We start from the raw sequence: 13149 nt of genomic DNA on the forward strand, positions 1-13149 counted from the left end.
ATCCAAAGACAAAGAAGAAACCTGAGACTTCACCTCAGCCAAAGCTTTGTTCTTTTGTTCATTGATCTCCTCTTTCGCTTGAGCAATCATTTTTGCACCTTCAGCTTGCGCCTGAGTTTTTGCCTCAGCTACGATCTTATCTTTAAGCTCCTTTGCCTCCTTAAGGATAACGTCGCGTTCTGCGCGTGCTTCTTTCAGTAATTGTTCGTTTTCATTTGTTAAACGAGCCATTTCCAATTTAGCTTTTTCAGCTGCCTCCAAAGCACTTGCAATACCTTTTTCACGTTCGTCTAGGGCATCAACTATTGGTTTCCAAGCGTATTTACCTAATAAAAAGATAATAACTACAAGGACGATGACCATCCAAAAAAACAAACCGTACGAAAACGAATGTATTAATTTATCCATTGTTATACTATATAATGATAATTTTTATTTTTTAAGATTCAGGAATAATATAACCTGCAACCAACCGTTGCAGGTTATATCATAAAACCGTTGTGACTATTTACCTAATAATAAAGCACCGAATGCTAAACCTTCAAGTAAGGCACCAATGATAATCATTGCAGTTTGGATTTTAGATGCTGCTTCTGGTTGACGAGCGATAGCTTCCATTGCAGAACCACCAATTTTACCTAAACCTAAACCTGCACCGATAACGATTAAACCGGCTCCAATTAAATTGTACATAATGTATGATTTGAATAATTAAAAAATTTGCTAATTAATGATCGTGATGTTCTTCAACAGCCATACCGATAAACAAGGATGACAACATCGTAAAAATAAACGCTTGTAAGAAGGCAACTAATAATTCAATAACCATCAAGAAGATCGTTAAGAACATGGAAACACCGATACTACCCACCACTGTCAATTGGTGTTGCAATAAATAAACAATCGCAATCAATCCCATCACAACCGTGTGACCAGCTGTAATATTTGCAAACAAACGAACCATCAATGAAAATGGCTTTGTAAACAACCCCAACACTTCAATTGGTGCCAAAACGAATTTAAATGGAACAGGAACACCTGGCATCCAGAAAATGTGTTTCCAATAGTTTGCGTTTGCTTTGATATTTACAATTAAAAAAGTAAAGAGAGCCAAACATAATGTTACTGTAATGTTACCTGTCACGTTAAAGCCTAGTGGTGTCAAACCAACCAAGTTCAAAATCCAGATCAAGAAAAATACAGACAATAAATAGGGCATAAATTCTTTATAACGATGACCAATGTTTGGAATTGCCATCTCATCACGCACATAGATAACCAAAGGCTCTAATACACGTCCTACACCTTTAGGTAAGTTGTTAGCACCTTTTTTATAAGTTTTAGCCAAACTTATAAATGCCCAAAACATTAAAAACGCAGCCAAAAATAAACCTACAACACTCTTTGTGATCGAAAAATCTAAAGGCATGTCTACAGACGGATGAAAATCTGTAGCTTCATGAATTTCATGAGAACCGACAACATAAGAAGTTTCAAATTCCTTTTTCACTTCCTTTCCATTCTCGTTTACAGTCATAACATAACTACCATCGGCATTTTTGAGGTATTCATGACCAGCTAAATTACCAGTAGCATCGGTCTTATAAATTTTCCCATGGTATAATGCATAGTATTGACCATCAACCTCAGCAACCTTATTACCGTGATCAAATGCAGAAGCCATAAAAACTTTCAAGCCATTGTCAATCAAAATAACTGGCAACGAAAAGCCAAAATGCTTACCTGTCTCTTCGTCGGAAAAGAAGCTAAAATAATAATCATCTTGTAAGTGATGCTCAATATGGCTATTGATTTCCTCAGCCTGCGATTTTTCTCCGTGTGCATTCTCATTGGCCTTTGTTAAAAATGGCGCAACTGCAAACAGAATAACTGCTAAAAATTGAAGTGTTCTTTTAAGACTCACGATACTACTATTATGTTATTTAAAATTTTTGCGAAAATACTACATATAAAGCACAAAAGCTACTTTAATATTACATTTTTTTGAAAAAACTATCGTTTTCTCCCTTAGGATTTGTTTAAAGCCTTATAAGCAAATCCAACATCGTACAAAAGGAATAAAACGACAACGATCAAATAGTTATATTTTAAAATATCAGCATGTGGTTTTGCTAGCCCGCTATGGATATACAAATAATTTAGGACAAATTTTAACGTCAATAATCCTAAGAAAATAAAACCGACATATGGTGGGAATTGCTGCGAAAAGTAACGCACTCCTGCCATAATAATAATCGATAAAATCAATTGAAAAACATATATTTCATACAATGGAAAATGTAGATCGTCAAGATTTTGTATTCCATCAAAAGATTTTAACAAAAAGAAATGAAGGGCAAATACCAATACCGCAACAAAAAATAAAATAAGTGCCTGCTTTAAATATACTATCATCTATCGTTTAATCGATTCACTTGTCTAATGACCTGGTAGAGAGAAATCCCAATCCCAGCAAGGGTACAGATTTTCATCCATAATTGGTTATCACTATGAAACTTGCCGTCCAACCAATCTCCTAATAAATAAAATACGTAAATGGTAAAAACCATTTGAGTAGAAATAGTTGTCAACACAAGCCACTTGTTAGGATCTTTCTTGTCTTCCATAAGAAATCGTAAGGTTATCAATGGGCTCTCAACAAACTACATCACAATATTTGTTACAAATATACATCATAAATCCTTATTGCCTACAATCCCAAAACTTTTTGTCCAATTTTAATATCTGGGTAGTCTATATCTGTCCCCAAAAGCATTTTAAGTTCAGAAGACGATTTATCCGGGTTTGTCCGGATCACCTCTAGTATACGATCCAACTTCTCTTGCTCGATCAAGTCTGTAGCCTCCACTTCTGTACCTACAAAGGTAATCAAATGTCCGTAAATAGTGCCTGCAACCATCCCGCGCTTACCTGCTATATCAGCAATGCTCATTCCATCCTTAAACATTTCTAGAGAAATCTCTTTGGTATCTAATTTTCTAGGCCCTTCTTCCTCTGCAGTTTGTGCAGCCAAATCATCTTTCTCTTTGGTCTTCACACTGGCAGCTACATCCAACATGGCCGTTTGAAAATCTTCCCGCTTGGATAGTGTAGCAGCAATAAGCAGACAATGCTGCAACTGTTCGCGTTTTCGCTTGTAATCAAGCAATAGCGCTTTGAGCTCGTCAATATATTTCTTGGTACGTTTTCGTATCTGATATTCTTCAATATGTTTGTTCAACGCATCAATCAGATCGGTATCCATTTTTGGCAAAAACCAATTGACTGCCGCGGTAGAACGCTCACAGATAACATCGTAATCAATTGCATTTTTATCACGTAATAAATCATATAAAACAACGATAAACTTATGGGCAACTTTCTCTTGCATTTGCAGGTGCTTGACGAGTTGCTGAAAAAACAATACCGCTTGTTCCTTACCATCAATGTTACGTTCTTCGAGCGACTTCAATAAATCAGACGTCTCCGCCAATAAGCCATCCCACCGAAAACCGTGCATTAAAATCTGACCAAGGTAATTCCGTTGACACTGCTCCAGAATCGAATTGATATCAGGCTGCGCCTGCGCGCGCTGTGCAAACTCAACGACCTGATAATCGGTACGAATGGCATAAGAAGGAATGATAGACTTTAATACAAGTCCATCTAAACTCGTTAAACGGCTCAATGCAACATAAACCTGACCTGCTGCAAAAGAGGTACCCGCATCAATGATTGCTTTTTCAAATGTTAAGCCCTGACTTTTATGGATAGTGATCGCCCAGGCGAGCCGAAGCGGAAATTGTGAAAATGTACCTAAAATTTCCTCCTTGATCTGATCCTGCCCCTTATCATAATTATAACGGATATTCTCCCAGGTTTCCCTTTTAACGCTTACGGACTCCGATCCATCAGGAAAGGTAACCGTTACAGTTCCTTGCACAGTGTCTATGTCCTTTACCGTACCTATCTTACCATTATAATACTTACGTTCATCTCCCGAATCGTTGCGAATAAACATGACCTGTGCTCCTATTTTCAATGACAATGTTTCCTCTGCAGGATAGGAGCCCTGTGCAAAATCATCCTTTACTACCGCTTTAAGGTTTAACATTTTACCAGATAATGATGCCAATTTAGCACCGTTTATTTCATCGGCATTTCGATTATGAGAGGTCAATGTAATATATTGCTCTGCTTCATTTGGAACAAAGTCCTGCTGATAGTAACCATTTAGGGTCTTGAGCATATCACTTGTACATTGATTGTTTCGTATCGCATTCAAAATGGAAATAAAGCCCTCATCTTGCTGACGATAGATCTTATTAAGTTCTAACATCACCAAAGGATTATCTCTCAATATCTTGGCATTGAAGAAGAAAACAGAAGAGTAATGATCTTTTAATACATTCCACTCTGCATCTTTCACGACAGGCGGCAACTGGTACAAGTCTCCGATAAACAACACCTGCAATCCGCCAAAAGGCCGCATATCGCGACGAACAGATTGAAGGATAACATTAATCGCATCCAAGGTATCTGCGCGAACCATCGAGACCTCATCAATCACTAAAAGTTCAAGTTCCTGCAAAATCGCCCGGCGTTGCTTCGTCAGTTTAATCGTGCTAAAAAGACGTGATTTATTGTAAATATGACTATCCTGCTCATCCCACCGCAACTCATAATCTTCTATAAAAGTTCCAAAAGGAAGCCAAAATAAAGAGTGCAAAGTCGTTCCGCCTGCGTTCATCGCCGCAACGCCAGTAGGTGCCGTAATCGCCATCTTCTTGTAACTATGCTCCTTTATATACTTCAAAAACGTCGTCTTTCCGGTACCTGCCTTCCCTGTAATAAATACGTTTTGATTCGTTTGGTTAACGAAAGCAACAGCCTGCATAAATGCAGTATTTTCCCGATCGACTTGAAAGTTTGACATATCCTGAAATTAGATTGATCACAAAATTAGCAATTTCATTTTTAACTTTACCCGGCACATGGCGATTGAGCACGACCAAAGAAACGACTATAGTCGGCATGTAAATATTGCTAAAACGGTTAACTTAAATTATTAATAGATTTTTTTTATATTTAGCTGCTAAATTAACGAATAACAAATTTTTAGAATTGTAATATGGCTATAGATAAAATTGCATTGTTTGAAAATGTACAGGAAATGCTGACTTCCAAAGGTTTTCGTATCGATAAATCAGATGCAGCGCGTCCTTGGGGTGGATTTTTCGTCATTGACGAATCGCAGGCGCAGGAATTTGCCGATGAATATTTCGGCGGAATGGATGTACAAGAATTAAGAATATCCGGAAAATTAAGTCCTAAAATTCTAATTGTTGCACCGGATAAAAGACTATCTTGGCAATATCACCACCGTCGGGCTGAAATCTGGCGGGTTATCCAAGGTAACGTAGGGGTTATGGTTTCTGACACAGATGAAGAATCTGTTGTATCTACATTGAAAGAAGGGGAAACAATCCGATTGCGCCAAGGACAACGTCACCGTTTAATTGGATTGGACGGCTTCGGTATTTTAGCAGAAATTTGGCAACATACAGATGCCAACAACCCTTCTGACGAAGACGATATCGTTCGCGTACAGGATGATTTTGGCAGATAATATTCAATAACCGCCATGAACAAAAGAGCGATAACCAATTATTGATGGGCTATCGCTCTTTTTTTAGCCGCCTACAATGCCCGTAGAGCTCTTTCAGTCCCTAAAAAATAGAATTTCATCTTTTCATGTCAGCCTATAGCTCTTCCCATCCATTATAGATTTTCTATCGGTCAATCCAGTAGAGAATAGTAATTTTTATTATTTTAGTAAAGATATAATCAACTATGACATGATGAGCAACGACGACACTAAAAGAGGATCTGGTATATTAAACAGTCTGAAGAAATTAATTTTTGAAGATGATCAACCTCAACAAAACCAGCACCCACAAACGCCATCGGCGCCTGCACCAAATGCTATTCCAAACACCCCTTATAAGGAACCATCCTATTCTCCAGCTCCGCCAACAACTGGAAAAACACCTCCCCCAATACCCATAACGGCCAACGATGGAACTACCGACCTTAAAGAAATGAAATTAAAGGTCTATGCTATCCTGGAAAAACTAAATGAACAAGGGGTAGACTTTTTTGAGGTATGGAATGCTGCAGCAGCAATGGGTAAAGTCGAGGAAAACACCCTCAAAGCAGCTTATACCTCGCTTAAATTTGTAGACAGTTCGTTGTCCAGAGAAAAATTGATAGCAACTGGCACAAATTATGCTAATAAACTCAAAGAAACCATTGCCAAAGAATCGGAACAGAAACAGGCTGAAAAGAAAAAGACTGAACAGGACCGAACCTTGGAGATTGCAAATCTGAATGCTGAAATCAAAACAATAACGGAAAATATTGCAAAATTGCAAGATGATTTACAGAAAAAACAGCTCGCTTTGGGGCAAATTAATGAAAAGTACGAACCCAAAATTAAAGACATTGAACAAAAAATAAACATCGGCAGTGCAGCCGTTGATGAGGTCGTTACCGAAATCAATACGGCATTGCGTATGATTAATCAATCAATAACATAAAAATAAATCAATGGAAAGAAAAGATCAATATGTTAACATTCCCGCTGAGATAAAGACGCAACTTCCGATATTTCAAGTATTGGGCGATCATCTGCCTGCACAGCTACAATCCCCAGAAGCAAAAAAAACTGCGTCAAAGGTTTTCTTTTGGGCAATTTTACTCGGTGGCGCATTTGCATTTTTCAAATATTTACCGATTATGTTGGAGTATGCTGGAAAAAGCATACTTTTTGTCATATTTAGTATTATTCTGATTACCTTATTGTTGTTAGCCCCCAAAATCATCGCACTACTGCATCGTCTTGGCACCGTTTTACTCTTTAAAGGAGAAAAATCAATCATTAGAAATAACCCAATAGAGACCCTACAATTGCTATCAAGAGATGCAAAAGACACGCTGAAACGAGTAAAGGAAAAAATTAGCAATGTCGATGGAGTTCGCATTGATATGATTCAAAGTGGCGAAACAGCACAGAAAACTGCGGAAGAAAAATATACGTATGCCAAACGTTTTACAGCAGAGGCAGCTAATCTCGACGAAAAATCAAAAGAAGAAGCGAGTAAAAATAACGCAGAAAAAGCAAATGCTTATGCCAGAGATGCTAAAGAAACCCGTACTAAAGCCTTTCTATTAGGAAAAGAAGGAGAATCAGAAGAGCAAAATGCGCGCAGCTACGTCCAGTATGCCAATCAGTTTGCTAAAGTGTTGGAAGTACTCAAAGATAATGAAAGTGCCGCCCGAATTTATGTTAGTACCTTAGATAGCAGCATTTCTATTATTTCCAAGAAGCTAGAAGCGACCCAAAAAATGAAAAATGCCACCGACGGACTTGCAGATGTATTCAATATCAAAGATGGCTGGGCTTTTCAGGAAGCGATGAATGCCGCAACAGGTGCCATTAGTCAAAATATAGCATCTATTCGGTCCAATTTGGATTTCTTGGATCAAAACAACAACATCACTGTCGGCGGAGCGCCAACGCAGGGTGAACTGGAGGAATTCATCCGCAAAGTAGACGAACGTAATCTGAAGGTATTGAATGTAACGCAGATGACAGACGCCAGCTACGAGCTCAAGCCCGAAGAGAAAGTGGATAAAGGATTTACACTACTTGATTAACTATAAAATTATATTACTTCAACATTATGGAAGAAAAATCAACATGGGCAAGATTAAGATGGCCTATAAAAGCAATTATTATTGCCTTACCTATTCTGGCAATCGGTTACTGGGCAATGCAATCGGGCAAATTTGATGCTAACCCTACTGTACAAACAGACTCAACCAGTCACAAAAATGCGGATTCAAACCACTCATCGGGCTCGAAAGACACTCGTTCATTCAACTATCAACCTGAAAAGCCTGTTGACGGTGAATACAAAGGAGTGGTTGAAGTGGGCGCCTCTGGTTTCAATTCCTTCGTCGTGAATATGGATAAAGAGAATCGTTGGGAAATCGTTTCCAAAGATTTTGGAAAGTCTTTTGCTTATGAAGGATTGGCAAATACCGAGGATATTCGCAAAGGATTAAAAGACTATATCGGCATGATGCTGGATAAAGGTGTTAAATCGAAAAACATACATTTCGTCATTAGCTCTGGAGCGCAAAAGGAACCCAAAACAACTATCATTAGTAGTGAACTTAGAAAAATGGGCTTTGTGGTCAACTTGGTTACAGCAGAGCAAGAAGGAAAGCTTGCATTAAAATCGGTCCTTCCAAAAGCATATGAAGACAATGCATTTGTTGTTGACATCGGGTCTGGTAACACAAAAATTTCATGGATCGATGGCGATACAAAATCTGTCGAAGCACCTGGAGCAAAGTACTATGAGAAAGATCTCAAAGATGATGCTGTCTATGCAGAAGTAAAAAAATTAGGTGAAAAGATTCCTGAAAATAAAAGAGAAGTTTGTTTTATTATAGGGGGCGTTCCTTTTGAACTTGCCTCACAAACGCGCCAAGGTGAAGAACGTTTTACCGTTCTGAACGACCCAGCTTTCTACAACGCAGATAAAATAAAAACAAAAAGCGGCGTTAACATTTATAAAGCAATTAAAGATGCGACCAACTGCGATACCTTTGTTTTTGACTGGGATGCCAACTTTACCATTGGATTCCTACTATCGTTGAACAAATAGGCACCTTTTAGCATACAAAAAAGCGCTGTTCTCTTCGTTTGAGGACAGCGCTTTCTTTTACTAACCTATTTGTTATCCCATAAAGCTTAATAAATACAGAACAATAAGGATCGCTAATACCAAAAAAGCTATTTTCCAAAAGCTATAAGGCCGTTGCCCGTAAACTTTACCGTTAAATGCATTAACCATGATCTGATAACTCTTTCCCTTGTATTGATAAGCAGATAACCAAATGGGCAAAAGAATATATTTCAATTTAATGGATTTAAAATCACTGTCAATGGAATCGATATCCTGCGTATCGCCACCGATGTCGTTCTCAACCTGTCGCTCGATTTCCCGGTCCATAATCGCTCGTGCAGTTGTTGCTGCTTTCACATGATCTACACTGAAAGTTTCCGCGATAAAACCACTCAAATACTGCTCATTGAAAGGTCTTAGATAACCTAAATTCCACGGCCCGATCTTTTCGGAAAACTTTTCCGGAAGGGAGGTTGATCCAGAAATAACAATATCCTTGAATTGGCTATAAACAGTACCCGAAGTTGGATACCAATTGGTTCGTCTTTCTTCGTATTCTTCTGTTTCGCCATCCGAATTACGCCGCGTCCTTGTCACATAATAATACTCACCTCGGGATCCAACGTAATCAGAGTTCACATCTGCATCATAAGACCAAAAAGGAATATATACCCCCTTTAGACGGTCATTCCTAGCGTTAAAAATCCGCTTAAAGTCATTCGGTGCAAACCATACCTTCCCGGCCCATTGCGTCAATAGCCCAAAGGCACTTTTATAGTCAACACCGAAAGGAACAACACCATGCGGTTTTACAATACGTTTTTGCTGATGGTCAATGACCAATGGTGAAGCACAAAAAGCACATAAATCCGCTGTGACGTGAGCATTTAACCTTGAATTTGCACCACAGTTTCCGCAATGCACAACCTCAGCTAAATAACTATATCGGTCATCTTCGAGTTCTTCCATCGCGGCTCCAAAGACCTTATAATCCGTTGATTCAATACGCCCATTTTCTGGCAACTGATCAGCTATTTCATTTCTGGTTCCACAATAGGAACATGCTAAATAGGAAGTACCGGGCTGATAAGTCAAAATTGCACCACAACCCTGACATTTCAGTCCTTGTTCTATCTCGGAGGTTTTTTCTTCAAAACTCATACAGTACAGTCATGCGTTTCTTTCCTAAACTCCCGGTATTGGAGGCGGAATCTGTGAAAAAAGTCCTTTCAAATCGCTCACCTTATCAGCTTCAATCCAGTTCTCAAGTCCTTCTCTCCACACTAGGGTAGCTGTATTCAGCGTGCCATCCTTGACAAGGCTACTCAATTGCTCATGATCAAATGGTCCTTCCTGTTTTCCTTTAATCGCGAGATAATAAGCTACGCTGTTAGGTAGCGGCGGTGGACCCGCGGGTGTAGAAGAACCACCTGCGCCCGCTACTCCAGTTGGATTGTTTCCATCAAAACTATTTTGTTGAAAGATATTTCCCATCTGACCAACCATTCCTGCCCCCAATCCAGCGCCAAAACCCGCGCCGACGATACCTCCACTAGCTGGATTCTCTGCAGCTTTCTCCATCGAATTAGCAGCTTGAAATTGAGCATATGCCCCAAGATTACCAACAACTCCCATGCTACTTCGCTTATCAAGTGCCTTTTCAACTTCCTCTGGGAAAGAAATATTCTCAATTAAAAACTTCGTTAAACTTAACCCCAACTCATCAAAATCGGATGCAATTTTCTGCTGTATCAAGGCCGACACTTCATCGTAGTTGGATGCAAGATCCAAAGCAGGAATTTTGGACTCCGCAATAGCATCCATCCCTCTCGATACCGCAATGTTTCGAAGCTGCTCTGTGATATCTTCAACCGTAAATACCGGCGTCGTTGAAACAAGCTGTTTCATAAAAACAGTAACATCTTTCACTTGAAAGGAGAAATTACCAAAAGCTCGGAGTCGAATGGGGCCAAATTCAGGATCCCGCAACATGATTGGATTTTTGGTACCCCATTTCTGATTAACAAATTGACGAAGATTCACAAAATAAACATCCGCTTTAAAAGGACTATTGAATCCATACTTCCAGCCCCTAATGGTTGTCATGATCGGCATGTTTTGAGTCGCCAATTCGTAACGACCAGGCTGAAAGAAGACATCAGCCACCACACCTTCGTTTAAAAATACAGCAGCTTGTCCTTCCCTTACGGTCAATTGTGCGCCCATTTTTATTTCATTCTGATACCTTGGAAATTTCCACACAATTGTATCTGTACTATTATCGACCCATTCGATAATATCGACAAACTCATTCCTGATTTTATCAAATAATCCCATATTATTCGCTTTAAATTCGCTTTAAAATTACTTACACTAAATGTAAACATTTCCCGGCAAACCAGCAATTTTCACCATCTGGACATAAACTGCAGATATCTAAAAAATTTAGCCTTTTAAACTACTTATCGTAGTTTATTTTTTTTACTTTTGTTAGCTAAGTTCTACATAAATTTATGAGTACATATAACGAAGACAGCATTAGGTCCCTGGATTGGAAAGAGCATATTCGCCTTCGTCCGGGAATGTACATTGGAAAGTTGGGGGACGGTTCGGCCTATGATGATGGTATTTATGTTTTATTGAAAGAGGTCGTTGACAACTCCATCGATGAGTTTGTTATGGGAGCTGGTAAAACAATTGATATCACGGTAAACGAGAATAAAGTTTCCGTACGCGATTATGGACGTGGTATTCCAATTGGTTCTGTAGTTGATGTTGTTTCTAAAATCAATACAGGTGGTAAATATGATAGTAAGGCTTTCCAAAAGTCCGTCGGTTTAAATGGGGTCGGTACAAAAGCAGTGAACGCTTTGTCCAGTCAGTTCACCGTACAGTCCTATCGACAAAATATTACCCGCATCGCTCAATTCTCTAAGGGAGAGTTAGTCCATGATGAACAAAAAGAAACAACGCAACGAAATGGCACAGCGGTAACGTTCTATCCGGACGACTCCATTTTCCGGAATTATAAATACAGACTTGAATTTGTTGAAAACATGATCTGGAATTATGTGTTCCTGAATTCTGGTCTTACCATTAATTTCAATAATCAGAAATTTATTTCCGAGCATGGTCTAAAAGATTTATTGGAACGTAATATTGATGCCGAATCCATGCGCTATCCAATTATTCACCTACGTGGTGAAGACATTGAAATTGCCATGACGCATGGGCAACAATATGGAGAGGAATATTATTCCTTCGTAAACGGACAACATACAACCCAAGGAGGAACACATCAGGCAGCATTTCGTGAAGCACTCGTCAAAACAATCCGCGAATTCTACAAAAAAGAATTTGATGCATCGGATATTCGGTCGTCAATCATCGGAGCAATAGCCATCAAAGTACAAGAGCCTGTTTTCGAATCTCAAACTAAAACAAAATTGGGCTCCCAAAGTGTCGGTCCTGAAGGCCCTACTGTAAGGGGCTTCATTAATGACTTTGTAAAAAAGGCACTGGATGATTACCTGCATAAAAATCCAGCCACGGCAGATGCCCTTCAGAAACGAATACTGCAATCCGAACGTGAGCGTAAGGACATCGCGGGTATTAAAAAACTGGCTAACGAAAGGGCAAAAAAAGCCTCTCTTCATAACCGTAAACTACGCGACTGTAAAGTGCATTTTAGCGATAAAAATGAACGTAACCAAGAAACAACACTGTTTATTACCGAGGGGGATTCTGCTTCTGGTTCGATCACCAAATCACGCGACGTACAGACTCAAGCCGTATTTAGCCTAAAAGGAAAACCGCTTAACTCTTATGGAATGTCCAAAAAGATTGTTTATGAAAACGAAGAATTCAATCTTTTGCAACATGCACTCAATATTGAAGATGGTCTAGATGGATTACGTTATAACAATATCGTTATCGCTACCGATGCCGACGTGGACGGAATGCACATCCGTTTGCTATTATTAACGTTTTTCTTACAGTTCTTCCCAGACCTCGTTAAAGCGGGCCACGTTTCCATTTTGCAGACCCCCCTTTTCCGTGTCCGCAATAAAAAGGAAACAATTTATTGTTATTCAGACGAAGAACGGCAAAAAGCAATCGCAAAATTAGGCGCTAAACCCGAAATCACCCGATTCAAAGGTCTGGGTGAAATATCACCTTCCGAGTTTGGTTTATTTATCGGAAAAGATATCCGCCTCGATCCTGTTATCTTGTCCAAAGACAATAAAATTCAACAATTATTAGAATATTACATGGGTAAAAACACGCCAGATAGACAAAAACATATCGTCGAAAATCTACGTGTTGAAGTTGACCTTGAAGAAGAACTAACAAAAAAAGCGGGTTAAGATAGCCCGCTTTTTTCAATAAC

The 13149-nt window shown here is 39.1% G+C and carries 13 protein-coding genes; 5 read left to right on the forward strand and 8 right to left on the reverse strand.

Annotation, left to right across the window (positions count from 1 at the left end; translation table 11 throughout):
* The 6 genes from atpF to B3139_RS20220 form a co-directional block, all read right to left on the reverse strand.
* Positions 1–408 (reverse strand): F0F1 ATP synthase subunit B (gene atpF / locus B3139_RS20200; RefSeq protein WP_293885294.1); only part of this gene is annotated, 408 nt, incomplete at its 3' end.
* A 96-nt stretch (positions 409–504) separates the two neighbouring features.
* Positions 505–693, reverse strand: a complete 189-nt coding sequence (gene atpE, locus B3139_RS20205; protein WP_021188666.1) for an ATP synthase F0 subunit C — start codon at positions 691–693, stop codon at positions 505–507.
* Positions 694–727: 34 nt separating this feature from the next.
* Positions 728–1924 (reverse strand): F0F1 ATP synthase subunit A, encoded by a 1197-nt coding sequence (gene atpB, locus B3139_RS20210; RefSeq protein WP_293885299.1) that lies wholly within the window; start codon positions 1922–1924, stop codon positions 728–730.
* A gap of 104 nt (positions 1925–2028) precedes the next feature.
* Positions 2029–2415 (reverse strand): hypothetical protein, encoded by a 387-nt coding sequence (locus B3139_RS20215; RefSeq protein WP_293885301.1) that lies wholly within the window; start codon positions 2413–2415, stop codon positions 2029–2031.
* The gene (locus tag B3139_RS21595; protein ID WP_209581368.1) at positions 2412–2627 is read right to left on the reverse strand and encodes an AtpZ/AtpI family protein; all 216 of its coding nucleotides are present in this window, start codon (positions 2625–2627) and stop codon (positions 2412–2414) included. The genes B3139_RS20215 and B3139_RS21595 overlap by 4 nt, the downstream gene beginning before the upstream one ends.
* An 83-nt stretch (positions 2628–2710) precedes the next feature.
* Entirely contained in the window at positions 2711–4936 is a 2226-nt protein-coding gene (locus tag B3139_RS20220; protein ID WP_293885303.1) for a helix-turn-helix domain-containing protein, read from the reverse strand.
* A gap of 195 nt (positions 4937–5131) precedes the next feature.
* On the opposite strand from B3139_RS20220, the gene B3139_RS20225 reads away from it, so the two are divergent.
* The 4 genes from B3139_RS20225 (at position 5132) to B3139_RS20240 (ending at position 8738) form a co-directional block, all read left to right on the forward strand.
* The gene (locus B3139_RS20225) at positions 5132–5629 is read left to right on the forward strand and encodes a phosphoheptose isomerase (protein WP_209581364.1); all 498 of its coding nucleotides are present in this window, start codon (positions 5132–5134) and stop codon (positions 5627–5629) included.
* Positions 5630–5858: 229 nt separating this feature from the next.
* The gene (locus tag B3139_RS20230) at positions 5859–6599 is read left to right on the forward strand and encodes a hypothetical protein (protein WP_293885305.1); all 741 of its coding nucleotides are present in this window, start codon (positions 5859–5861) and stop codon (positions 6597–6599) included.
* 10 nt (positions 6600–6609) lie between these two features.
* Positions 6610–7719, forward strand: a complete 1110-nt coding sequence (locus B3139_RS20235) for a hypothetical protein (protein ID WP_209581360.1) — start codon at positions 6610–6612, stop codon at positions 7717–7719.
* A gap of 26 nt (positions 7720–7745) precedes the next feature.
* A complete protein-coding gene (locus B3139_RS20240; protein WP_293885306.1) occupies positions 7746–8738 on the forward strand; it encodes a hypothetical protein in 993 nt (330 codons plus the stop codon).
* Positions 8739–8810: 72 nt separating this feature from the next.
* Here B3139_RS20240 and B3139_RS20245 read toward each other — a convergent pair whose 3' ends face one another.
* Together B3139_RS20245 and B3139_RS20250 are read right to left on the reverse strand one after the other, a co-directional pair.
* Positions 8811–9920 carry a zinc finger domain-containing protein gene (locus B3139_RS20245; protein WP_293885308.1) on the reverse strand — a complete coding sequence of 370 codons (1110 nt, stop codon included), beginning with the start codon at positions 9918–9920 and terminating at the stop codon, positions 8811–8813.
* 24 nt (positions 9921–9944) lie between these two features.
* A complete protein-coding gene (locus tag B3139_RS20250; RefSeq protein ID WP_293885310.1) occupies positions 9945–11096 on the reverse strand; it encodes an SPFH domain-containing protein in 1152 nt (383 codons plus the stop codon).
* Positions 11097–11272: 176 nt separating this feature from the next.
* Between B3139_RS20250 and B3139_RS20255 the strand changes: the two genes are divergently transcribed.
* Positions 11273–13126 (forward strand): DNA topoisomerase IV subunit B, encoded by a 1854-nt coding sequence (locus B3139_RS20255; protein WP_209581351.1) that lies wholly within the window; start codon positions 11273–11275, stop codon positions 13124–13126.
* Positions 13127–13149: the final 23 nt, after the last annotated feature.

This window comes from Sphingobacterium sp. UBA1498 (assembly GCF_002325125.1).
Lineage (GTDB): Bacteria > Bacteroidota > Bacteroidia > Sphingobacteriales > Sphingobacteriaceae > Sphingobacterium.

Bases quoted from the DNA above. Each gene is read 5' to 3' on its own strand.
- B3139_RS20255 (WP_209581351.1), top strand. From the start codon at position 11,273: ATGAGTACATATAACGAAGACAGCATTAGGTCCCTGGATTGGAAAGAG.
- B3139_RS20220 (WP_293885303.1), bottom strand. From the start codon at position 4,936: ATGTCAAACTTTCAAGTCGATCGGGAAAATACTGCATTTATGCAGGCT.
- atpE (WP_021188666.1), bottom strand. From the start codon at position 693: ATGTACAATTTAATTGGAGCCGGTTTAATCGTTATCGGTGCAGGTTTA.
- B3139_RS20215 (WP_293885301.1), bottom strand. From the start codon at position 2,415: ATGATAGTATATTTAAAGCAGGCACTTATTTTATTTTTTGTTGCGGTA.
- B3139_RS20225 (WP_209581364.1), top strand. From the start codon at position 5,132: ATGGCTATAGATAAAATTGCATTGTTTGAAAATGTACAGGAAATGCTG.
- B3139_RS20240 (WP_293885306.1), top strand. From the start codon at position 7,746: ATGGAAGAAAAATCAACATGGGCAAGATTAAGATGGCCTATAAAAGCA.
- B3139_RS20235 (WP_209581360.1), top strand. From the start codon at position 6,610: ATGGAAAGAAAAGATCAATATGTTAACATTCCCGCTGAGATAAAGACG.
- B3139_RS21595 (WP_209581368.1), bottom strand. From the start codon at position 2,627: ATGGAAGACAAGAAAGATCCTAACAAGTGGCTTGTGTTGACAACTATT.
- B3139_RS20250 (WP_293885310.1), bottom strand. From the start codon at position 11,096: ATGGGATTATTTGATAAAATCAGGAATGAGTTTGTCGATATTATCGAA.
- B3139_RS20230 (WP_293885305.1), top strand. From the start codon at position 5,859: ATGATGAGCAACGACGACACTAAAAGAGGATCTGGTATATTAAACAGT.
- B3139_RS20245 (WP_293885308.1), bottom strand. From the start codon at position 9,920: ATGAGTTTTGAAGAAAAAACCTCCGAGATAGAACAAGGACTGAAATGT.